General features: G+C 59.5%; 20 protein-coding genes and 4 tRNA genes. 15 read left to right on the top strand and 9 right to left on the bottom strand.

Translation table 11 applies throughout. The features are described 5' to 3' along the window. Positions 1-74 precede the first annotated feature (74 nt). The 3 genes from HDE75_RS26975 to HDE75_RS13285 all read left to right on the top strand — a co-directional run bounded on the left by HDE75_RS26975 (position 75) and on the right by HDE75_RS13285 (position 3,710). Positions 75-1,730 carry a methyl-accepting chemotaxis protein gene (locus tag HDE75_RS26975; RefSeq protein WP_183677219.1) on the top strand — a complete coding sequence of 552 codons (1,656 nt, stop codon included), beginning with the start codon at positions 75-77 and terminating at the stop codon, positions 1,728-1,730. A gap of 102 nt (positions 1,731-1,832) precedes the next feature. Continuing rightward, the gene (locus HDE75_RS13290; RefSeq protein ID WP_183677220.1) at positions 1,833-2,360 is read left to right on the top strand and encodes a hypothetical protein; all 528 of its coding nucleotides are present in this window, start codon (positions 1,833-1,835) and stop codon (positions 2,358-2,360) included. A 51-nt stretch (positions 2,361-2,411) separates the two neighbouring features. Further along, a complete protein-coding gene (locus tag HDE75_RS13285) occupies positions 2,412-3,710 on the top strand; it encodes an NAD(P)/FAD-dependent oxidoreductase (protein ID WP_183677221.1) in 1,299 nt (432 codons plus the stop codon). 56 nt (positions 3,711-3,766) lie between these two features. Here HDE75_RS13285 and HDE75_RS13280 read toward each other — a convergent pair whose 3' ends face one another. Further along, positions 3,767-4,246 carry a DUF6265 family protein gene (locus HDE75_RS13280; RefSeq protein ID WP_183677222.1) on the bottom strand — a complete coding sequence of 160 codons (480 nt, stop codon included), beginning with the start codon at positions 4,244-4,246 and terminating at the stop codon, positions 3,767-3,769. Positions 4,247-4,301: 55 nt separating this feature from the next. Then, complete coding sequence (locus HDE75_RS13275; protein ID WP_183677223.1) at positions 4,302-5,015, bottom strand: sensor histidine kinase; 714 nt, start codon at positions 5,013-5,015, stop codon at positions 4,302-4,304. A 272-nt stretch (positions 5,016-5,287) separates the two neighbouring features. Here HDE75_RS13275 and HDE75_RS13270 point away from each other — a divergent pair, with 272 nt between their 5' ends. After that, complete coding sequence (locus HDE75_RS13270; protein WP_183677224.1) at positions 5,288-5,689, top strand: hypothetical protein; 402 nt, start codon at positions 5,288-5,290, stop codon at positions 5,687-5,689. 78 nt (positions 5,690-5,767) lie between these two features. On the opposite strand, the gene HDE75_RS13265 is transcribed toward HDE75_RS13270, so the two are convergent. Beyond that, complete coding sequence (locus HDE75_RS13265) at positions 5,768-6,751, bottom strand: GGDEF domain-containing response regulator (protein WP_183677225.1); 984 nt, start codon at positions 6,749-6,751, stop codon at positions 5,768-5,770. 326 nt (positions 6,752-7,077) lie between these two features. Next, positions 7,078-9,582 carry a hybrid sensor histidine kinase/response regulator gene (locus HDE75_RS13260; protein WP_183677226.1) on the bottom strand — a complete coding sequence of 835 codons (2,505 nt, stop codon included), beginning with the start codon at positions 9,580-9,582 and terminating at the stop codon, positions 7,078-7,080. 443 nt (positions 9,583-10,025) lie between these two features. Between HDE75_RS13260 and HDE75_RS13255 the strand changes: the two genes are divergently transcribed. The 4 genes from HDE75_RS13255 to HDE75_RS13240 all read left to right on the top strand — a co-directional run bounded on the left by HDE75_RS13255 (position 10,026) and on the right by HDE75_RS13240 (position 10,602). Continuing rightward, a tRNA-Arg gene (locus HDE75_RS13255) sits at positions 10,026-10,102 on the top strand. Positions 10,103-10,205: 103 nt separating this feature from the next. Then, positions 10,206-10,282: transfer RNA gene (locus tag HDE75_RS13250), tRNA-Arg, on the top strand. A gap of 83 nt (positions 10,283-10,365) precedes the next feature. Beyond that, a tRNA-Arg gene (locus tag HDE75_RS13245) sits at positions 10,366-10,442 on the top strand. An 83-nt stretch (positions 10,443-10,525) separates the two neighbouring features. Beyond that, a tRNA-Arg gene (locus tag HDE75_RS13240) sits at positions 10,526-10,602 on the top strand. Between the two features lie 70 nt (positions 10,603-10,672). Here the strand turns inward: HDE75_RS13240 and HDE75_RS13235 are convergent. Then, positions 10,673-11,530 carry a helix-turn-helix domain-containing protein gene (locus HDE75_RS13235; protein ID WP_183677227.1) on the bottom strand — a complete coding sequence of 286 codons (858 nt, stop codon included), beginning with the start codon at positions 11,528-11,530 and terminating at the stop codon, positions 10,673-10,675. A 116-nt stretch (positions 11,531-11,646) separates the two neighbouring features. Between HDE75_RS13235 and HDE75_RS13230 the strand changes: the two genes are divergently transcribed. The 3 genes from HDE75_RS13230 to HDE75_RS13220 all read left to right on the top strand — a co-directional run bounded on the left by HDE75_RS13230 (position 11,647) and on the right by HDE75_RS13220 (position 14,364). Continuing rightward, complete coding sequence (locus tag HDE75_RS13230) at positions 11,647-12,603, top strand: phytanoyl-CoA dioxygenase family protein (protein WP_183677228.1); 957 nt, start codon at positions 11,647-11,649, stop codon at positions 12,601-12,603. Positions 12,604-12,747: 144 nt separating this feature from the next. Then, entirely contained in the window at positions 12,748-13,062 is a 315-nt protein-coding gene (locus tag HDE75_RS13225; protein ID WP_183677229.1) for a hypothetical protein, read from the top strand. Between the two features lie 144 nt (positions 13,063-13,206). Further along, a complete protein-coding gene (locus HDE75_RS13220; RefSeq protein WP_311735111.1) occupies positions 13,207-14,364 on the top strand; it encodes an alpha-hydroxy acid oxidase in 1,158 nt (385 codons plus the stop codon). Here the strand turns inward: HDE75_RS13220 and HDE75_RS13215 are convergent. Further along, positions 14,361-14,870: a P-loop nucleotide/nucleoside kinase family protein gene (locus HDE75_RS13215; RefSeq protein WP_183677230.1), complete on the bottom strand. Its 510-nt coding sequence runs from the start codon at positions 14,868-14,870 to the stop codon at positions 14,361-14,363. The genes HDE75_RS13220 and HDE75_RS13215 overlap by 4 nt on opposite strands. Positions 14,871-15,061: 191 nt before the next feature. After that, positions 15,062-15,727 carry a hypothetical protein gene (locus HDE75_RS13210; protein ID WP_183677231.1) on the bottom strand — a complete coding sequence of 222 codons (666 nt, stop codon included), beginning with the start codon at positions 15,725-15,727 and terminating at the stop codon, positions 15,062-15,064. A 95-nt stretch (positions 15,728-15,822) separates the two neighbouring features. Here HDE75_RS13210 and HDE75_RS13205 point away from each other — a divergent pair, with 95 nt between their 5' ends. Then, positions 15,823-16,386: a GNAT family N-acetyltransferase gene (locus tag HDE75_RS13205; protein WP_183677232.1), complete on the top strand. Its 564-nt coding sequence runs from the start codon at positions 15,823-15,825 to the stop codon at positions 16,384-16,386. Between the two features lie 279 nt (positions 16,387-16,665). Further along, complete coding sequence (locus HDE75_RS13200) at positions 16,666-17,199, top strand: hypothetical protein (protein ID WP_183677233.1); 534 nt, start codon at positions 16,666-16,668, stop codon at positions 17,197-17,199. Between the two features lie 7 nt (positions 17,200-17,206). Here the strand turns inward: HDE75_RS13200 and HDE75_RS13195 are convergent, their stop codons facing one another. Together HDE75_RS13195 and HDE75_RS13190 are read right to left on the bottom strand one after the other, a co-directional pair. Then, complete coding sequence (locus HDE75_RS13195) at positions 17,207-18,178, bottom strand: D-2-hydroxyacid dehydrogenase (protein WP_183677234.1); 972 nt, start codon at positions 18,176-18,178, stop codon at positions 17,207-17,209. Further along, the gene (locus HDE75_RS13190; protein WP_183677235.1) at positions 18,175-19,125 is read right to left on the bottom strand and encodes a LysR family transcriptional regulator; all 951 of its coding nucleotides are present in this window, start codon (positions 19,123-19,125) and stop codon (positions 18,175-18,177) included. Before HDE75_RS13190 ends, HDE75_RS13195 begins: the two co-directional genes overlap by 4 nt. 159 nt (positions 19,126-19,284) lie before the next feature. Between HDE75_RS13190 and HDE75_RS13185 the strand changes: the two genes are divergently transcribed. Together HDE75_RS13185 and HDE75_RS13180 are read left to right on the top strand one after the other, a co-directional pair. Beyond that, entirely contained in the window at positions 19,285-19,470 is a 186-nt protein-coding gene (locus tag HDE75_RS13185) for a hypothetical protein (RefSeq protein ID WP_183677236.1), read from the top strand. Beyond that, positions 19,467-20,330, top strand: coding sequence for an alpha/beta hydrolase (locus tag HDE75_RS13180; protein ID WP_183677237.1), 864 nt, complete (start codon positions 19,467-19,469; stop codon positions 20,328-20,330). Before HDE75_RS13185 ends, HDE75_RS13180 begins: the two co-directional genes overlap by 4 nt. Positions 20,331-20,481: the final 151 nt, after the last annotated feature.

Below are 20,481 nucleotides of genomic sequence, written 5' to 3'. Positions count from 1 at the left end.
TCTTTCTTTTCCTCTTTATAATCAATGGATTAGCCATATAGCCAGTGTATCGAACGACTAGAAGAGGAGGAATCATGTTGAATCGGATGAAGGTGGGCACGCGTTTGATCGCAGCTTTCTTTGGTGTCGCACTGCTGGGCGCCATCGTGGCGGGCATCGGTATCTTCAATATGGGCAAGATCGATACCATGGCCGGCGAAATGTATCACCACGAGTTGCTGGGGCTGTCGTATATCAAGGAAGCCAATATCGCGCTGACCAAGGTGGGCCGGGCGCGCAGCAATTTCTTGCTGGCCACGACCCCTGAAGAGCGCAGCACGCGCCAGGCCGATATCACCAAATACCTCGACATCAACAAGGCCAATCTGGCCAAGGCGCAACCGTTGTTTGTCACGCCGGCCGCCAGGGAATTGTTTGCCCGTTTTGCCACCGTCGACGCCGAATACCGCAGCACCATGCAAGAGGCATTGGCGCTGGCCACCGCTGAACCGCTGTCGCAGCACAGCGCCGAGCTCGATGCGCTGTTGAACAAGACGCGGGCGCATGCCAATGAACTCGACAGCGTGCTCGATACCTTGTCGCAGCAAAAGGAAGAGCGGGCCAAGCTTGCCGCCGAGCAAGCGAGCAGTGTCTACCAGGCCAGCCGCAGCTTCATGATCGCACTGGTGCTGGGCAGCCTGGTGGCCGGCCTGGCGCTGGGTGCGCTGATCACGCGCAGCCTGACGCGCCAGCTCGGTGGCGAACCGGACTACGCCGTCAAAATTGCGGGCGCGATTGCCGAAGGCGACCTGACCGTCGATATCCGCACCGCCAGCCATGACAGCAGCAGCTTGCTGTATGCCATGAAAGGCATGCGCGACAAGCTGGTTGGCATCGTCAGCCAGGTGCGCGCCGGCACGGAAACCATCAATACAGCCTCCGGTGAAATCGCCCAGGGCAACCTGGATCTGTCGTCCCGCACCGAGGAGCAGGCCAGCTCGCTGGAAGAGACCGCCTCGTCGATGGAAGAGCTGACCTCCACCGTGCGCCAGAATGCAGACAATGCGCGCCAGGCCAATGTACTGGCCGGCGCCGCTTCCGAGGTGGCGGGCAAGGGTGGCGCGGTGGTGGGGCAAGTGGTGCAAACCATGGAATCGATCAACGCTTCCTCGCGCAAGATCGTCGACATCATCAGCGTCATCGACGGGATTGCCTTCCAGACCAATATCCTGGCCTTGAACGCGGCGGTGGAAGCAGCCAGGGCAGGCGAGGAGGGGCGCGGTTTTGCCGTGGTCGCGGCCGAAGTGCGCAACCTGGCGCAGCGCTCGGCCAGTGCGGCCAGGGAAATCAAGACCCTGATCGGCGATTCGGTCGAGCAGGTTGAAATCGGCGCCAGGCTGGTGCACGATGCGGGACTGACTATGGATGAAGTCGTCACTAGCGTGCGCCGGGTGGCCGATATCATGCAGGAAATCACGGCCGCCAGTGCCGAGCAAAGCGCGGGCATCGAACAGGTCAACCAGGCAGTGGTGCAGATGGATCAGGTGACGCAGCAAAACGCGGCGCTGGTGGAAGAAGCGGCCGCCGCCGCTGAATCCTTGCAGGATCAGGCCCATGCCTTGAGCGACCTGGTTGGCGTCTTCCGCCTGCACGCCCGGCAGGACGGCCCCGCTGCAGCGTCTGCCAGCAACGTCACGCCGCTGCGCCGTCCGGCGCCGGTCGCCCGGCAAGGAGTGCGCCGCTTGGCCTGATCTGGCAGTTTTTCCTGTGGATGGTGCTTAAGTGTTCATGCGTACCGACTTGTTTTCAAACAAGGACTACAATTGACGCACTGCCATCTACAGGAGTTCTCAATGAAAACCCTGACCCTTGCCGCTGCCTTGCTGGCGATCACCGCCGGCGCCCAGGCGCAAACAGGTGTATCGCTCAGTATCGGCCAGCCCGGCTTTTTCGGCCGTATCGATGTGGGAGACTATCCCGCGCCCGAACTGATCTATCCGCAACCGATGATCGTCCAGCGTCCCAGCCACTATGCGGGCCGTCCTATCTACCTGCGCGTGCCGCCCGGCTACGCGCAAAACTGGCCCCGCTACTGCCGCGTGTACAATGCCTGTAACCAAGAGGTATACTTTGTTCAGGACCGTTGGTATACCGACCAGTTTATACCGCGCTATCGCCAGCAGCATCCGGACCGCTACCATGGCCGTCCGGGCTATCGTCCGCCACCTCCGCCACAGGCCAGGCCCAACCGGCCCGATGACCGCCATGACAACCGTCCGGGCGACCGGCCGGGCAATCGTCCTGGCAATGACCGTGGGCCGGGAGACCGTGGACCGGGCAATGACCGGGGCGGCGACCGCGGCGGCGACCGCAGGAATTAAGCAAAAACCAGGCAGTAACAGAATTCATCATAGCAATCGTACGGAGGATCTTTGCACAGTAAAATACTCATCGTAGGCGGTGGGGCAGGCGGCCTGGAGCTGGCCTGCAAACTTAGCCGCAAACTCGGCCCCGGCCAGGTGACCCTGGTCGACAGCCGTCTTTACCATATCTGGAAACCGTCGCTGCATGAAGTGGCGGCGGGCACCCTGGACATTCACCAGGAAGGCTTGTCCTACCAGATGCTGGCCCACGATAACGGCTTTACCTATGTGTATGGTCCCCTGACTGCGCTCGACGCGGCAGCGAACCGTATCACGGTCGGCGCCATCGCCACCGACAAGGACGAGCAGCTGCTGCCGGAACGCCATATCGGCTACGACCAGCTGGTGCTGGCCGTGGGCAGCACCTCGAATTACTTCGGTGTGCCCGGTGCCAAGGAAAACACGATTTCCCTCAATGCCACGGAAGATGCCGAGCGCTTCCGTTTGACCCTGCTGAAACTGCTGGCCATGGCCGAACAGCGCCAGGGCGACCTCGGTCATCCTGGTGTCGACATCGTCATCATTGGCGGCGGCGCCACGGGCGTGGAGCTGGCGGCCGAATTGCGCGAAGCGAGCGGCGTGTATGCGGCCTATGGCTTCCAGAACCTGAACGCCATCAAGGATGTGCGCATCACCCTGCTGGAAGGGGCGCCGCGCATCCTGGCGCCGCTGCCCGAGCGGGTTTCCAGGGCAGCCCTGAAGCTGCTCAACCAGCATGGCATCACGGTGGCGACCGATACGCGCGTGACGTCGATCGAGGCGGACAAGGTCACGATCGCCAGCGGCACTACCTATGCCGCCGATATCTGCGTGTGGGCGGCCGGCATCCGCGCGCCGGAATTCCTGTCTACCTTAGGTTTGCCGACCAACCGCGCCGGCCAGCTGGAAGTGACGGGCATGCTCAACGTGCAGGGCCATGCGAATATCTTTGCGCTTGGCGATTGCGCCGCGTGCGCCGGCGCCGATGGCAAGCTGGTGCCGCCGCGCGCCCAGGCCGCGCATCAGCAGGCAGATTATCTGCTGAAGACCTTCATGCTGCAGGTGAAAGGCAAGCCGCCACAAACCAAGCCGTATGAATATCTCGATTATGGCTCGCTGGTGTCCTTCGGCCGCACCACTTCGGTGGGAACCTTGATGGGCTCGCTCAAAGGCTTGAGCTGGTTCGTCGAAGGTTTTATCGCGCGCATGATGTATGTGAGCTTGCACCTGATGCACCACAAGGCGGTGCTGGGCAGCGTGCGCACGGGCGTGATGGCGATAGGGCGCTTCCTGATCAAGCGCAGTACCCCGCAGGTCAAATTGCATTAAGCATTTGCCAGAGCCAGGCTGTAGGCATGAGGGGGCGTTATTAACGCCCCTTTTTTTTATCTGGCGCGTTCGTTCGACACGGCGTCGCAATGGGTGCGCGTCATCGGGAAATCGATGGTGGTGAATTTCCCTTTCAAGGTGCCGGTGATGCTGGCATGCAAGATGCGGTCACTGTCGTGGCGGTAAATGATACGGCTGGGGAAATCGTTATCCAGGTTGGCGAAAATGAATTCTCTGGGCTTGTCCTGACGCAACAGGTTGAAGATCACGGGCGCCTTGCCCGATGGCTGCACGATGTAGGCCAGCTGTCCTGGTTCGGTGATGCGGATCTGCACGAATTCGAACTCGGTGGTCTTGCCGCCCTTGACGGTACGGCTCGCGCCCAGGATGGTGCCGCCCGCTGCCGTGCTCCACTGTTCTCCCGTGCCCGGTTCGGCGCCATCGACCAGCCAGCAGCCCGTCAGCCAGGCCAGTTTCTCGACCGTATCGGGCGGCGGCACGATTTTCTCGGCAGCCTGCACACTGCCCACACTCATTAGCGCTCCCAGCAAAATAGAGGTGTATCTGTGCATGTGGTCCTCTTTGTCTGATTTATTCTTTCGGCAAAATGCGCGGCAAGACTGCCTGCAAAATGGTTCCGCCTTGCGGATTGGCTGACAAGGTCAGGCTACCGCCCAGGTAATGCACGCGCTCGCGCACGGCACGCAAGCCGTGTTTGCTCATTTCGACGGGTTTGTTGGCCGGCAGGCCCATGCCGTTATCCTTGATGGTCAGCATCAGGCCATCGTCGCCATCGTCGACGATGATGTCGACTTCGCTTGCCTGCGCATGCGCGGCGATATTGCCCAGTGCTTCTTCCAGCGTGCGCAGCAGGGCCACGCCCACGTTGCGGGGGCAAATCAATTCATCTTCGGGCAGGCTGCAGCGCACGGTGATTTTGTGCTGCTCGGCAAATTGCGCGGCCAGCTCGCTGAGCGCCACATTCACGCCCAAAAATTCCAGCTTGTCGTTCCACAGCTTCATCTGCATCTGGCGATTGGTTTCAATCACATTCAACAGCAATTGTTTCATGGTCGCTGCGCGGTCCAGCAACGGTGCTTCCTGCGGCATCTTTTGCGTCAGCAGCGACAGATGCATGGTCAGCGCCGTCAGCGACGATCCCAGGCTGTCGTGCAACTGGCGCGACAGGGCGCGCCGTTCATTGTCCCAGCTGGTGTTGATGTGTCCCAGCAATTCGCTGAGATCGGCGGCGCGTTCCGCATCGGCCCTGTGCGCTTCCTGGTTCGGATCTGTGTGTGCGGACATGGCGCCCCGTAAATAATAAAAGAATACGACAGGATGGAAGGTGAGGATCATACATGAGGATTTCGCCCTGAGGCGCATGTATGGAAAAAATATGTCTTTTGAGCAATTATAATGTGTTTGGATCATTTAATCCCTGTCGGATGGGGATCGCAAGCCTCGGTTTCTACGTACGGCTGCGCACATACCTATGCGCCAGTCGCTGCCATAGTAGGGCTGTCCTGCCGTGGCAACCATGCGCTCACGGCCCCACCACCGACCTGAAAGGAATCACCATGAATATCGATACCATCGTTGACCAGGAATATGCCGATAAAAGTTTTCGCGACATCGTCAACGCGCCCATCAGCGCCTTGCGCGGCGTCAGCGCGAAAGACGCGAAAGCCTTGCAACAGGCATTTGGCGTCAGCACCGTGCGCGAATTGTCCAACCTGAACTTTGTCAAATGGGCCAGTGCGCTGGCCATCCTGGCGGACGAGGAGGGCATGAGCGGCGAGGAAAAAGCCAAGGATGCCTTGCTCGATGACGCCGTTGAAATGACCTTTCCCGCCAGCGATCCAATTTCTGTCGATGCCGGTATTACGCGCATCGAAGTGGCGCCTGAGAAAGTCCATGCACATGACGATCATCAACATGCAGGCAGGCATGAAGTGACGGCCGCTAAAAAAAGCAGCTAAACGCTTTATTCCAATCGATAAAAAACCGGGAAGCCGCTGCGCGGTATCCCGGTTTTTATCGGCTGGCTGATCGCTGGATCAGACGATGGAGGCCAAGCCACTCTTCTGCTTGTTCGCTTGCGAGGCGATCATTTCATGGGGCGTGCAGCAATAGCGGTTCTTGCCGGCGCGCTTGGCCTCATACAGGGCGGTGTCTGCCGAACTGAGCAAAGCTTCGACGGAGCCCGCGTCGTCAGGATAGATGCTGATGCCGATGCTGGTCGACAGGCGCAGGGTCAGGTCATTGATGAAATACGGTTCGGAAATGACTTCGATCAGCTTGGCGGCTGGTTCGCGCGCATCGCCCTTGCCGGCCAGGTTGCCCAGCACAATGACGAACTCGTCGCCGCCGATACGGGCCACCGTATCTTCCTTGCGTGAGGCGCCTACCAGGCGTGCGCCGACCATTTTCAATATTTCATCGCCATAGCCGTGGCCATAGCGGTCATTGATCGCCTTGAAGCCATCGAGGTCCAGATACAGGACGGCAGACTTGCCACGGTTGCGGGCCGATTGCTGCAGCGTATGTTCGATACGGTCTTCCAGCAGGCGGCGGTTGGGCAGGCCCGTCAGTGGATCGTGCAGGGCAAGTTCCTGCTGCTGCTTGCTGTACTGGGCCAATTCCTTGTACAGCAAGCGTACTTCCAGCATATTGTGGATGCGCTTGTGTACTTCCATCAAGTCGAACGGTTTGCTGATGAAGTCGCGCGCGCCCGCTTCCAGCGCCGCAATCTTGAAACTTGGTTGCGCCGTCAATGCCAGCACGGGCAGATAGCCGCCGTGTTCGATCTCTTTCAAGCCTTTCATGACTTCAAAGCCATTCAGTTCGGGCATCTGCAGGTCCAGCAGGATCAAGTCGTAGCAATGTTCCTGGTGCAAGGGACATACCTGGGCCGGCCGCATGGTGGCCGTCACATTGCTATAGCCGGCATCGCGCAGGATTTCCAGCATCAGGTCGACATTGTCGGGGGAGTCGTCGACGACCAAAATTTTGGCTTTCAAAATCTCATCTTGGCTGGGCATGTGTGGTCTCAGGTCAATGCATCAAATTAGTGCTGGCGACGCGGCGTCATTTCGGCTGGCAGCATATCAGATTGATAGTATCTTTTCGCAACAAGACAGGGCGCACGGCAGCGGATGAGCCTGTACTGCTGCGCTGCGGCTGCCGCACCACTGCAGCCAATTACCGTGATATGTCGCGTCATTTCCGTATAGCTACAACGGTGTTTTTTTTAGTGTAGCAAACTTCGCGGAAGTTGCTTGTAGGACAGTGCCGCGTCTGAAAGTAGGAGCTGCAACCCATCTTCGTGGCCATTTTGACTCGTTATATTTATTTCTTTGCATCAATCTTACTTGCCTAATTTCACTGTTTTCGCCAGTTGCGCTACCGTCGCCAGCAAGGCGGAAGGGTCGAGTGGCTTCGAGGCATAGGCCTGGAAGCTGCCTTCGAGCGCGCGCTGGCGGTCTTGTGGGCGGGCAAAAGCAGTCAACGCCAGTGCGGGCAGCGCGCCGCCCTGGGCTGGCCCCAGTGCGCGTATCAACGCCAGCAATTCCAGGCCGTCGATGTCGGGCATGCCGATGTCGCTCACCAGCACATCGGGCCGTTCGCTGCTCATCAGTTGCAGTGCCTGCGCCGCGTTGGCTGCACTGCAGACTTCGGCATGGCTGCCGCGCAGTATACGTTCGGTCAGCTCGCGCGCATCGGCTTCATCGTCAACCAGCAGTACTTTGATGCCGGACAGGTCGCACGGGCTCGTTTCGGCTGCGGGCCCATCCTTGTGCGCCAGTTCGGCGCCGGCCTGCCTGCTCAGTGGCAGGCGCACGGTAAAGGTGGCGCCCTGCATGTGCCCGGCGCTGCTGGCCGTGACGGTGCCGCCGTGCTGTTCGACCAGGTGCTTGACGATCGCCAGTCCCAGCCCCAGTCCGCCATGCTTGCGCGTGGTTGACGCATCGGCCTGGCGGAAGCGGTCGAATACATAGGGCAGGAAATCGGCCTCGATACCCATGCCATTGTCGGCCACGGTGATCGATAAATAGCTGCTGTCGCGCCGCACGGCGATCGTCACCTGGCCACCCTGGGGCGTGAATTTCAGCGCATTCGACAGCAGATTCCAGATCACTTGCTGCATCCGCCCAGGGTCGCCGATGATGGTGCCGGCATCGGGTGCGATGACAGTATTGAGCGTGATGTGCTTGGCGTCGGCGGCCGGGCGCAGGGTTTCGATGGCTGAGGCGATCGCGGTGGCCGGCACGATGGTTTGCATGTCGAGCATCACCTTGTCGGAGGTGATGCGGCTCATGTCGAGCAAGTCTTCGATCAGCTGCGCCTGCGCCCGCGCATTGCGTTCGATGCTGTGCAGGCCGCGGTGCAGGTCGGCCTGGTCGCGCGTGCCGCGCCGCAGCACCTGTGCCCAGCCCAGGATGGCGGACAGTGGCGTGCGCAGCTCGTGTGACAGGGTGGTCAGGAATTCGTCTTTCAACTGGTTGGTGCGTTCTGCTTCGGCGCGCGCCTCGCGTTCGCTGTCGAGCAATACCTTGCGTTCTTCGGCGGCGCAGTGCGCGGCTGCATACAGGCGCGTGTTGTCGAGCGCAACGGCGGCCTGGGCCGCGATGGCGGCGACGATGCGTTCGCTGCGGGCGCTGAACATGCCCGCTTGCGGATGGCCAAGCAGCAAGCGCCCCAGCAACTGGCCCGAGCGCGAACGCACTGGCAGGCTCAGGCAGCTGCGCAAGGCGGGGGCGCCATCGGCGCGCTGTTCGGGGGCGGCCAGCAAGTCGTTGTGGCGCATGCCCGGGCCCTGGCGCAGGTCGGTGGCGATGGTGTTGGCCTGTTCGGCGCTGATACCGCTCACGGCGCGCGCGGCAGGCAGCGGTTCGGAGCCGTCATCGCCGTCGTGCAGATGCTGTTTCACGCGGCTGGTGCCGTAATAGAAGGCGCCAAAGCGCGCGCCACTGATACGCGTAGCCGCATCGACCGTTTCTTGCAGCAGGGCGGGCAGGTCCAGCGTGCCGGCCAGCGTGGCGCCCGTGTTGTTGAGCAGTTCGAGTACCCGCGTTTCATCGCGCAGTGCTTCCTGCACCCGCTTGACCTGGTCTACATCGGTGCTGGTGCCAAACCAGCGCAACAGCTGGCCACCCCGGTCGCGCACGGGATTGGCGCGCGTCAGGAACCAGCGGTACTGGCCATCGCTGCCGCGGATGGGGAATTCCATCTCGAATGGCGTGCCGCTGTTCAAGGCGTCTTTCCATGCCTGCAGCATGTCGGGCAGGCGCTGCGGTTCGTAAGCCGTGCTCCAGCCTTCGCCAGCCATCTGCTCGGGTGTGGTGCCGGTGTAATCGTGCCAGCGCTGGTTATACCAGGCCATGGTGCCATCGAAGCTGGCGATCCAGGCCAGTTGTGGGATGGAGTTGGCCAGCGCGCGCAAATCTTCCTCGCTCTGGCGCAAGCTGTCTTCCGTCGCCTTGCGCTGGCTGATGTCCTGGATATACGTACTCAGGCCATCGCTGGAAGGAAACAGGCGTACCTCCAGCCAGCGGCCCAGGGGCTGGTACAGCAATTCGAAGCTGCAGCTTTGCTGCTGCGCCATGGCGCGCCGGTACTGCACTTCCATTTCAGTGCCCGGCATGTCGGAGCAGGCCAGCCACAGGCACTGGCCTGCCAGCACGCTGCCGGCAGGGCGCTGCGGCGCCAGTATGTCGGCGCCGTGCGTATTGATGTAGCGTATGGTCCAGTCGCGGTCCAGCAGGCAGACGCCATCGGCGATGCCTTCGAGCAGATGCCCCAGGCGCTCATCCGGCAGGCTCAGCGCTGGCGAGGCGGGCGGCAGACTTGCTTCGCGCTCATGTTTGGCCATCTGGCCTCCTGTGACCGCTGATGTCTATGGTATGTCTGGTCATGATGGAAATCCGCCATGTTTTTTGCCAGGCCATGCCTGGCCTTGACGATGCAAACATTGTAGCCCCAAGCGCCTGGCGGCCACCACACGCTTGCCGCCATGTTTGTGGGGATAATTGCCGCCAAGCAGGCAAGCTGTTTTTGCGCTTGTTTTCACTCTATGAGAGATAGCACTGGACACGGTGGGAAGCAGTGCCTATAATCCCGCTTCTTTCGAGACAGCAACTACTCGATGCACTGGAAGTACTCTGCGCAAGCAGAGTATCGTGTGCAAAATGACGTAGGCTTTTTCGTGTTGAAAAGTAGCGGGGTACTATAGGGCGATGCCCTGTGAAAACCAGCTAAGCGATTGAAAAATCGAACTTTTCAAAGCGAAATGAATACGTTATAATGTTTGCCTGCGCGGCTGTAGCTCAGCTGGATAGAGTACTTGGCTACGAACCAAGGGGTCGTGGGTTCAATTCCTGCCAGCCGCACCAGAATTCTAAAAATCAGATATGTTCTGGTTTTGTTGTAAAAAGTTTTAATGCGTAGTTTTAGTAGTTGGCTATACGTAGTAGTGTGTAGCGATGTAAAAGTTTTGCGGCTGTAGCTCAGCTGGATAGAGTACTTGGCTACGAACCAAGGGGTCGTGGGTTCAATTCCTGCCAGCCGCACCAGTATTATCATCAAGACCGGATTCGCCCGGGATTGATGCAAGTTTCAAACTTCATGCAGGTCGGTGAAGCGTTGTAAGTGTTTTGCGGCTGTAGCTCAGCTGGATAGAGTACTTGGCTACGAACCAAGGGGTCGTGGGTTCAATTCCTGCCAGCCGCACCAGTATTATCGTCAACACCGGATTCGTCCAGGATTGATGCAAGTTTCAAGCTTCATGCAGGCTGGTGAAGTGTCGTAAGGGTTTTGCGGCTGTAGCTCAGCTGGATAGAGTACTTGGCTACGAACCAAGGGGTCGTGGGTTCAATTCCTGCCAGCCGCACCAGAATATTGGGGATCAGATTGAAAAATCTGGTCCCCTTTTTCGTTTTTCTCTTCGTTTTTTTCTTCATTTCCTAGTCGTGCCGATATTGCCGGCGAAATGTCCGTGGTGTCACCCGTTTGGTCGCCAGGAACTGGCGGTTGAAATGCGCCAGGTTGCGATAACCGGCTTCCTGCGCGATCACGGCTATGCTCAATTCACTCTCGATCAATTGCTGGCAGGCGCGGCCTATGCGCAGCCGGGCCAGATAGGCGCCCGGCGTACAAGATGCATGGCGCTTGAAAAAGCGGTGAAAGGCGCCCAGCGACAGGGCAGCCTGCTGCGCCAGGATTTCCAGCGCAATCTCGTCGCGGAAATGCGTATGCATATGATCCAGCACTTTTTCCATGCGTTTTTGCTGGCTATCAATATTGATCGCTGTTTGCGCCATCGACGCCAGTGCCTGCGCTTTGCCATCCTCAGCCAGCATCAGCAGTACATCGAGCAGCAAGGGCAAACGCTGCGGCGCAGGCAAGACTTGCAGCTGCAATAGCCGTTCAGCGCAGCGGGCGCTGGTTGCGGGCGAAAAATGCAAGGCAGGGCCGGCGCGCGCAGCCAGTTGCCGCAAGCTTCGCAACTCGGGAAACGCCGCCAGTTGCGTAATCCACTCGGGCGCAAACCACACCACCACCGCCAGCATCGGTTGCGCGCTATCGAGGCGCTCATGCGCCGACCAGGTATGCGGCAAGTTCGGCCCCACCAGCACCAGGTCGCCAGGTTCGAAATCGCCGAGATGGTCGCCGATATAGCGCTGGCCGCGCGCATTGACCGTCAGGGTCAGCTCGAACTGCGGGTGGTAATGCCAGATAAAGGGAATCGTCTCCAGTTCGCGCCACAGCAAGCCCCAGGAATGGCCGGACGGTATCGTGACTTGCTCGAATAACGGTGTCATCGTGACGTTTTATAGAGATTGATAGTCAGGATCGTATCAGTATTGGCGACTTTGCGCGTCTTTTGATGGTTGCCGGCATCGCACAATCTGTCTCACACACAACAGAGGAGACAGCGATGCAAGATCAATATAAGTATGGCGACCAGCGCCCCGGTAATCCGTCCGTGGCCTACACGGAGCAAACCCAGCTGCGCGAGCTGCAAAAGCAGTTGCCGCTGCGCGTGTTGTCCGACAGCGATTTTCGGCACTGGCAAACCTATGGCTATGTCATCGTCAAGGATGCCGTCACGCCTGAACAGGTGCTGCGCACCACGGATTTTCTGTGGCAATTCCAGGGACTGGACCAGCACGATCCTGCCAGCTGGAACCGCGCTCAATTGCGCGATCACGCCATGAAGGAGCTCAACGGTTCCGGCATGGTGGAGGCTTACCACAACCAGACGCTGTGGGATAACCGCCAGACGCCGCGTGTCTACGACGCCTTTGTCGATATCTGGGACCGTGTAGATTTATGGGTGACGATAGACCGCGCTAACCTGAATACGCCGAACCAGGGCAAACGCAAGTTTGGCGGTTTTATCCACTGGGATGCGGACACGACACTCGATCCGCTGCCCGTCAATGTGCAAGGCGTGCTGGCCTTGTCCGATACGACACCCGAGAGCGGCGGCTTTCAATGCTATCCGCAACTGTTTCAGCACTTTGCCGCCTGGCGCGCGCAGGCTGCCAAGGAGCGCAACCCGTGGCAGCCTGATTTGGCAACGGTGCCGTATCCAATGGAATTCATTGCCATGAAAAAAGGTGAGCTATTGATCTTCAACAGCTTGCTGGCGCACGGCATCCGTCCGAATACCTCGACCGACCAGGTGCGGCTGGCGCAATATATTTCCTTCACGCCGGCCCAGCAAGATAACCCGAGTTTGCGCGAGTGGCGCGTGCAAAGCTGGCGCGAGCGCAGCGCGCCGCAAGGGTATGCGTTCCCGGGCGACCCTCTGGAACAGGAAAAGCGGCTGTATCCGCAGGCGCAGCTGAGCGAGCTGGGTGAGAAGATATTGGGAATGCGCGACTGGTAACAAGCCTCATCGTTCAGTGATTGTAAGTGTTTGTAATGACCGTCAACGCCCGTGCCCGCCACCGCGTTTTTTGCTCAGTGACACGCAAAACACCGCGTCACACACAGACAGATAAACCAACTACTTGAACTTGAGGATTGCACCATGAAAAACGTTTTTGCCAAACTGAGCGCTACCCTGATCGCCGGCCTGTTCGCTTCCGCTGCATTCGCTCAAGCACCAGCCCCAGCTGCTTCTGCCACTACCCCAGCAGCTTCCGCCCCCGTGGCCATGAAAGCCCAGGTCAAGCCAGGCAAGGAAGCCGTGAAAACTGAAGCCAAGGAAGCGACCCCGGCCGCCAGCGCCGAAGCCAAGGTTGCCAAGAAAAAAGCGCATAAAAGCGTGAAGAAAACCGAAGCGAAAGCCGCCGACACCAAGGTTGCCAGCGCACCGGTAACGCCAGCACCAGCAGCCAAGTAAGCGCGCGCTGTGCCTACAAAAAGACAGGTTCGCCTGTCTTTTTTTATGCCTGTCACAGTCACGCTTGAGTAAATCAGGTGACGGATAGACAATTGCCAGCAAATGCAGGATCATGGCCTGACTTGTTATCGACCGAGGAAACGCATGAGCATGGGCACGAATATGATCACCTGCATCGAAGATTTGCGTGTATTGGCCCAAAAACGGGTGCCGCGCATGTTTTACGATTATGCCGATTCCGGTTCCTGGACAGAATCGACCTACCGCGCCAACAATAGCGATTTCGCGAAAATCAAATTCCGCCAGCGGGTAGCCGTGAACCTGGAAAACCGCAGCCTGGCAACGACCATGGTGGGCCAGCAGGTGGCCATGCCGGTGGCCTTGTCGCCCACGGGCTTGACCGGCATGCAGCATGCCGATGGTGAAATCCTGGCGGCCAGGGCGGCCGAACGCTTCGGCGTACCGTTCACCTTGTCGACCATGAGCATCTGCTCGATCGAAGACGTGGCGGCGAACACCACAAAACCATTCTGGTTCCAGCTGTATGTAATGAAGGACCGCGAATTCATCAATCGCCTGATCGACCGCGCCAAGGCGGCCAACTGCAGCGCGCTGGTGCTGACCTTGGACTTGCAGGTGCTGGGCCAGCGCCACAAGGATATACGCAACGGCTTGTCGGCGCCGCCAAAACTGACGATCCCGAATATCCTTAATATGGCCACCAAGCCGCGCTGGGTAATGGGCATGCTGGCGACTAAACGGCGCGGTTTCGGCAATATCGTCGGCCACGCCACTTCGGTGTCCGATATGTCTTCGCTGTCGGCCTGGACCCAGCAGCAGTTCGACTTGAGCCTGTCCTGGGCCGACGTGGAATGGATCAAGCAGCGCTGGGGCGGTAAACTGATCATCAAGGGCATCATGGACCCCGAAGACGCGCGCCTGGCCGTGGCCAGCGGCGCCGATGCGCTGATCGTTTCCAATCATGGCGGGCGCCAGCTCGACGGCGCGCAATCGTCGATCGAAGCCTTGCCCGCCATCGTCGACGCCGTCGGCTCGCAAATCGAAGTGCATATGGATGGCGGCATCCGCTCGGGCCAGGACGTGCTCAAGGCCGTGGCCCTGGGCGCCAAGGGCGTGTATATCGGCCGCCCTTTCCTGTACGGCCTGGGCGCCATGGGCGAGCAGGGCGTCACAAAATGCCTGGACATTATCCGTAACGAGCTGGACCTGACGATGGCTTTTTGCGGCTTGCGCGATTTGCAGCAGGTGGATAAAAAGATCCTGCTGCCGGGCACGTTTTAACTGTCCAGCCGCACGATCACAAACCCTTCCTCGACGGACGGCGGCACGAAGTGGCGCGTGATGGCGTCGAATTGTTCTTCGCTGGTCTGGAAGGGATGCTTGCCATCTTCATTGCGCTGGCGCAAGCGCGCCTTGCAGACTGCATCGGGCACATCGAGAAAATGCAGTACATGCGGCATGCCGCTCTGTTCAGCCAGCTCGCGCATCCAGACGCGGCTGGCCAGTGTATTGGCCGGGAAATCGAGCACCACGGAAATGCCGGCTTGCAGCATCTGCAGGCACAGCGGCTGCATGGCAGCCCGCAAGCGGGCTGCGTGGGCCACGTAATCGGCCAGGCTGCTGATCTGGCCCGGATAAAGCTGGGCCAGCAAGGTATCTTCGCTGATGCGCACCGTCTGTGGCGCCGCAGCCAGGCGGCTGGTCAAGGTGGATTTGCCCGAGGCGATCTTGCCGCACACCAGGTGCAGTGTTGGTGTGGAAAATGGCTGGTTGGAAGTGGAGTGCATGGTCGCTCGCTGGTTTCTGTTGTTGGAGATAAAACCTGCGCGACGCCTGATGCAACAAAGCCGCCCCGCAGGCGGCTTTTGCAATGTCATTCCTCTGCTAAGCCACCCGGTGTTTAATGGTGGCAATAATCGATGCAAGGAGGGGCAAGGAGGATGGCATGGGCTAACGATGCCATGCTCATCTCTGCTTGTCAATGCCGGGCTGCTGTTTCCAGATCGATCTGTGTCCACGGCTCCCGGAACGACGCGGCATCGAGGGGCCGGCCGTGCGGGTCGCCCGTCTGGAACAGGCCACTGAGTAGCATATCCTGGATGGCGCAGGAAAACCCACCATAGGCGGCGCGGCCCCACGGCCGGCGCGTATGGGCAAACCACGGTGCTTGCTGCTGCACGCCCAGTTGCGTCAACGTTTGCCGTAGCGCATCAGCGGCTGCTAAGCCCAGATCGGTGGCGATGGCACACAGCAGGCGCTGCCCGAATTGCATTGCCTTGCCGACCAATCCCAGCAAGGCTTCATTGGCCAGGGCGATAAACAGGTCGGGCGCCAGATCGTCTTTTTCGCAGCTTGTCCAGGTCGGCGCCCACACTTCCAGGCTCATGAAGCGCGCCTGCGTGGTGGCCGGCGTGTGCGTCCACTTCGCGTGCGATGCTGCATTCCAGCCCAGGCGGCCGAATGGAATCAGCTTGCCTTGCGGATTGTATTGATGGCTGCGCAGACCAGCCTTGCCACGCGCCTGGACCATCAATTGATCGAGGCTGGCGGCGAACGGGTTCCATTGTTCCGCTTGCCAAAGGCCTGGTGCATCGGGGCCGGCCAGCAGCAGATAGACCTCATACTCCCGCTTGAAAAACGACATGCTTGTATCCTGAAAGACATGGGTGGAAAAACTTGCCGCATCATTATAATAAAATGAAATAATAAGAGTCGCCGATTTGATACCAAAGGAATTGCATGGCTTATTCGAAGACGATTACCACCGCCCGCTTGACCCTGCGCAAGACGCAGCCATCCGATGCAGCAGCCTTGTTTGCCATCCATGCTGACCCTGAAGTCATGCGCTATTTCAGCGAACCGCCCTGGACGGACCGCGAACGCGCCGCTACCAAGATCGCGGAAGACGCCGCCGCGTTTGAAAAGGAAGAATTTTTTCGCTTCGCCATCGAGCTGACGTCCACCGGCGAATACCTGGGCAATTGCACCTTGTTTTCCGTGCACCGGCAAAACCGCCGCGCCGAGATCGGCTATGTGCTGGGCCGCCAGCATTGGGGCAAAGGCTATATGCAAGAGGCGCTGGATGCATTGCTGGAATTTGCTTTCATCGAACGCGATTTGAACCGCCTGGAAGCCGATATCGACCCGCTCAACAAAGGCTCGGCCAGCGCCCTGGAGCGCCAGGGTTTCAAGCAGGAAGGTTTCTTGCCTGAGCGCTGGATTGTCGGTGGCCTGGTCAGCGACTCGGCCCTGTATGGCTTGCTGCGGCGCGATTGGCAGGCGCGGCGGCTTCAGCAAGCTTAAGCTGATTTGTTTGCGGTGCGCGCTTGCGCACCGTTCAAATCAGGCGTAGTTTTCATTTCAAGGCACGACCAACAAATCCTTCATCAGCGCGACCTGTCTGCGCTAGCCGACCTTCCCATAGTCCCCTATTGTGCCGCACTTGGTGGTATTGCCGGGATACCTGAACTGAGCAAGGTTTATACCACAGTGATTGCAATAGATAAGCTCCCCGCCAGGCAAGCTGGCATGGTTGGCCGCGCGGGGCATTTGCTAATGAACAGATGAACTGGAGAACACATCATGGCTGAACACAACACCTTTGCGGACTATGCGGCGAAAAATGAGAAATGGCGTAGCGCCTTGAATATTCCTGCCTATGTTCAATATTCGGATCAGGTTGATATTGCCTGGCAGGTGCTGGAAGACCTGGGTATGGAAGATCCCGAGAAATATGATCAATTCCGGGCCGAGGCACTTGCGGCAGGCGCGACGGAAGAGGAAGAAGAGCACGAAAGCAGCGCGCCATTGTCGCAGGCCGAGCGCATACGCCAGGAACTGGCCGGTATCGCTCCCGGCACTTATCTGATGCTGCACGGCCATTATGGCAACGCCATCAACGCAACCATCGAACAGGGCAAGCTGGTCAGCATCGATAACAATGCCGGTACGGTAAAGCTGCATAGCACCGTCTATAACAAGGACTTGACGGTGCGCATGGACCAGATCACCTATATCGATGCCAGCCGTTCAGGGTCGGGTGCGCTCGGCTCGGTGCAACAGGCCGATTTGCGCCGGGTCGGCAACGATTGGTACCGGGGCAACCAGAAATTATAGGCGGCGCTCAGCCCACGACATTCGTCGGGGTGCCTTTTGCAAACGCTTCCACGTTGGCGATCAGCTGGTCGGCCAGTTTTTGCATGGCTTCGCCGCTGGCCCAGGCCGTGTGCGGTGTGAGGATAAAGTTGGGCAGGCGCAGGTTCAGCAGCACGTTATCGGGCGGCGGCGGCTCCTTGCTCAAGACGTCGAAGCCGGCGCCGGCGATCACGCCGGTTTGCAAGGCATGGGCCAGCGCTGCCTCATCGACCAGGCCGCCGCGCGCCGTGTTGATCAGCAGGGCGGTCGGCTTCATGCTGGCCAGCTCCAGCGCACCGATGATGTTGCGCGTCTTGTCGGTCAGTGGCAGGTGCAGGCTGAGAATATCGGAAGTGGCCAGCAATTCTTCTTTCGACACTTCCAGCACATCGGCTTCGTTGATGGGCGAACGGTTATGCACGGCGACTTCCATGCCGAAGGCGCGCGCCAGGTGGGCCACGGATTTGCCCAGCGCGCCGTAACCGAGCAAGCCCAGGCGGCTGCCGGCCAGGTCGCGGATCGGGTGGCCGAACAGGCAGAAGCGTTCGGACGCCTGCCACAGGCCCGCTTCCACGTCCGCCCGGTAGGCGATTAACTGGCGGCGCAAGGCCAGCATCAGCGCCATCGTGTGTTCTGGTACGGTGGCGCGCGCGTAGTCGCGGATGTTGGCGACGATAATGCCGCGTTCGCGGCAGGCGGCCAGGTCGATGATGTCCGTGCCGGTGGCGGCCACGGCGATCATTTTCAGTTTCGGTAACTGCGCCAGTTCGGCTGCGCGCAGCGGCACTTTATTGCTGATGGCGATGGTGGCGTCTTGCAAACGTTCCACCGTCTGTTCGCTGCCCTTGGTGTGCGGATATTCGGCCCATTCGTGGGCAAATGCTGGTGCGCGGACGGTGGCGATCAGGCTGTCGCGGTCGAGGAAGACGATCTTGTGCGGTGTTGCGGGAACTGCGGTCATGGCTGTGTCTCCGGGAGTTCAGGCCGTGCATGCTTGTTCTTGAGCTGCGTGGCCGGGTGGGTGGAAAACATGTCGGCGACCCATTCGACGAACACGCGCACCTTGGCGGACAGGTGGCGGTTCGGTGGATAGATCACGTGGATGGGTAGCGGGTCCGAATGCCAGTCTTCCAGCAATTCGATCATCCTGCCTTGCTGCTTCAGGGGTTCCAGCATGAAGTGGGTCATCTGGATCACGCCAAGCCCTGCCAGTCCCGCCGCCGTGTAGGCGTTCGAATCGTTCAGCGCGATATGGCTGTTCATGGCAATCTGGATACGTTCGCCGTCGCGCGTAAAATCCCATTCGAAGGTCTTGCCCGTCTTGGCCGAGAAAAAATTCACGCCGCGGTGGGCCGTCAGATCATTCGGGTGCGTGGGCGTACCATGCTGGGCCAGATAGGCTGGCGAGGCGCAAGTCATGAAATGCAGCTGGCCGACGCGCCGGGCGATCAGGTTCAAGTCGCCCAGTTCGCCGCCGCGCACGGCGCAATCGACGCCTTCTTCGATCAAGTCCACCGGGCGGTCGCTGCAACCGAGTTCCAGCACGATGTCGGGGTAGCGCGCAAAAAAGTCGGGCAGGGCAGGGATCAGCAATTCGCTGGCCAGAGCCGTGGGCGCATCTACGCGCAAGCGTCCGCTGGGGCTCAGCCGCGTGCGCGACAGCGATTCTTCCGCTTCGCGCACATCTGACAGGATGCGCACGCAGCGCTCGTAATAGGCGGCGCCGTCCGAGGTAATGCTGACGTGGCGCGTGGTGCGGTTCAGCAGTTTCACGGACAAGCTCGCTTCGAGCGACTGGATCAGGGTCGAGACGGTGGCCTTGGGTAACTGCATGTTTTCGGCAGCGCGCGTAAAGCCGCCCGCATCGACTACCTGTATGAATACTTCCATTGCCTGCAGTTTATTCATCTTCTTCCTTATTGTTCGAGATTCTGAACAATCAATTCGTCATTGCACTCTTTATCAGATTGTAGAACAAGTCTATAGTTGTTGTACTGCAGCATAAAGAAGTGTCTGCAGACAGTCATCAGGAGAAAGATCATGGGTCATCGAAATGGAAGCTTTGCAGTGCTCGCAATATTGCTGAGTGCGCTTGCCTTGTCCGCGATGGTATATACGGACGCGTACTCGCAGGCGGCGCAATCCGAAGCCAGCGGCTATAACGCCCTGACCCATGAAGTCGGCCGCGCCGCGCTGCTGTGCCTGAATGATACTGTGGTCGATGCTGCAGTGCAGCCGGTGGTGGCGCAATGAGCCAGGTCAGTGCGCTGGTCGCCGAATTGGCGCCTGGACAGGCGTTGAAAATACGCGATATACAAGTGCAGGGCGCGCAAGAGCCGCTCGCTGCGCGGCTCTATACGGCCGGTGTGCCTGGCGCCAAGCAGTCCAGCCTGATCGTATTTTTCCACGGCGGCGGTTTTGTCGATGGCGACCTCGACGAATCTGACGACTTCCTGCGCTGCCTGGTGTTGAGCAACCCCGACCACGTGGTGCTGGCATCGAATTACACCCTGGCCAAGGTGCGCCCGTTTCCCGCCGCTGTCGAAGACGCGCATGCGGTGCTGCTGTGGGCGAAAAAGAACAAGACCAAGCTGGGTTGGACGGGCAAGCAGATGGTGGTGTCCGGCATCGAGGCGGGCGCCAACCTGGCTGCCGTGTGCGCCATGATGTCGCGCGACCGTGGCGGCCCGCCGCTCGCTGGCCAGGTCTTGATCATGCCCATGCTTGACCCCGGCTTGTCGTCGTGCTCGATGCGCACCTTGCCGACTTGCCCGGAACTGGTAGAGGTAGCAGATAAATGCGCCGCCGCCTACCGTGGCTACTTGCCGAACGCCGCTGATCGTGCCCATCCGTACGCGTCGCCGCTGCAGTCGAGCCGGCTGAAGAACTTGCCGCCAGCGCTCATCCTGTCCAGCGAAGATGACCCATTACGCGATGAGGCTGAACAATACGGCAGCAAGCTGATCGCTTGCGGCATCAAGACTACCGTGCGGCGCATGCCCGCCGCACCCCTCAATGAAGTGGGCGCCCGCAATGAATGCGCGTGCAGAGTGCATGTATTGGGCGAAATTGCCAGCTTTGTTGCTGGATTGGGGCAAGAGCCCGCATCATGACGCCGATCTTCGCGGCATCACAAAAAAATTACACTAAGCAGTTTACTTTTTGAGTTTTGGTTGTTACACTATGTAGTGTAGTTCTTGGTGTAACTCCCTTTCTGCCTGCGTTGTGCACTCGCACAGCCAGCTTCGTCGTCCCCGTCTGCTT

The organism is Janthinobacterium silvisoli, from assembly GCF_014200725.1.
GTDB lineage: Bacteria > Pseudomonadota > Gammaproteobacteria > Burkholderiales > Burkholderiaceae_D > Janthinobacterium.
This window is presented reverse-complemented; position numbering and strand designations above follow the sequence as displayed.

What these genes read in the sequence shown, in the direction of transcription:
- HDE75_RS13205 (WP_183677232.1), top strand. Translation starts at nt 15,823, where the DNA reads ATGGCTTATTCGAAGACGATTACCACCGCCCGCTTGACCCTGCGCAAG.
- HDE75_RS26975 (WP_183677219.1), top strand. Translation starts at nt 75, where the DNA reads ATGTTGAATCGGATGAAGGTGGGCACGCGTTTGATCGCAGCTTTCTTT.
- HDE75_RS13180 (WP_183677237.1), top strand. Translation starts at nt 19,467, where the DNA reads ATGAGCCAGGTCAGTGCGCTGGTCGCCGAATTGGCGCCTGGACAGGCG.
- HDE75_RS13220 (WP_311735111.1), top strand. Translation starts at nt 13,207, where the DNA reads ATGAGCATGGGCACGAATATGATCACCTGCATCGAAGATTTGCGTGTA.
- HDE75_RS13290 (WP_183677220.1), top strand. Translation starts at nt 1,833, where the DNA reads ATGAAAACCCTGACCCTTGCCGCTGCCTTGCTGGCGATCACCGCCGGC.
- HDE75_RS13270 (WP_183677224.1), top strand. Translation starts at nt 5,288, where the DNA reads ATGAATATCGATACCATCGTTGACCAGGAATATGCCGATAAAAGTTTT.
- HDE75_RS13280 (WP_183677222.1), bottom strand. Translation starts at nt 4,246, where the DNA reads ATGAGTGTGGGCAGTGTGCAGGCTGCCGAGAAAATCGTGCCGCCGCCC.
- HDE75_RS13210 (WP_183677231.1), bottom strand. Translation starts at nt 15,727, where the DNA reads ATGTCGTTTTTCAAGCGGGAGTATGAGGTCTATCTGCTGCTGGCCGGC.
- HDE75_RS13190 (WP_183677235.1), bottom strand. Translation starts at nt 19,125, where the DNA reads ATGAATAAACTGCAGGCAATGGAAGTATTCATACAGGTAGTCGATGCG.
- HDE75_RS13275 (WP_183677223.1), bottom strand. Translation starts at nt 5,015, where the DNA reads ATGTCCGCACACACAGATCCGAACCAGGAAGCGCACAGGGCCGATGCG.
- HDE75_RS13265 (WP_183677225.1), bottom strand. Translation starts at nt 6,751, where the DNA reads ATGCCCAGCCAAGATGAGATTTTGAAAGCCAAAATTTTGGTCGTCGAC.
- HDE75_RS13215 (WP_183677230.1), bottom strand. Translation starts at nt 14,870, where the DNA reads ATGCACTCCACTTCCAACCAGCCATTTTCCACACCAACACTGCACCTG.
- HDE75_RS13235 (WP_183677227.1), bottom strand. Translation starts at nt 11,530, where the DNA reads ATGACACCGTTATTCGAGCAAGTCACGATACCGTCCGGCCATTCCTGG.
- HDE75_RS13230 (WP_183677228.1), top strand. Translation starts at nt 11,647, where the DNA reads ATGCAAGATCAATATAAGTATGGCGACCAGCGCCCCGGTAATCCGTCC.
- HDE75_RS13225 (WP_183677229.1), top strand. Translation starts at nt 12,748, where the DNA reads ATGAAAAACGTTTTTGCCAAACTGAGCGCTACCCTGATCGCCGGCCTG.
- HDE75_RS13200 (WP_183677233.1), top strand. Translation starts at nt 16,666, where the DNA reads ATGGCTGAACACAACACCTTTGCGGACTATGCGGCGAAAAATGAGAAA.
- HDE75_RS13195 (WP_183677234.1), bottom strand. Translation starts at nt 18,178, where the DNA reads ATGACCGCAGTTCCCGCAACACCGCACAAGATCGTCTTCCTCGACCGC.
- HDE75_RS13260 (WP_183677226.1), bottom strand. Translation starts at nt 9,582, where the DNA reads ATGGCCAAACATGAGCGCGAAGCAAGTCTGCCGCCCGCCTCGCCAGCG.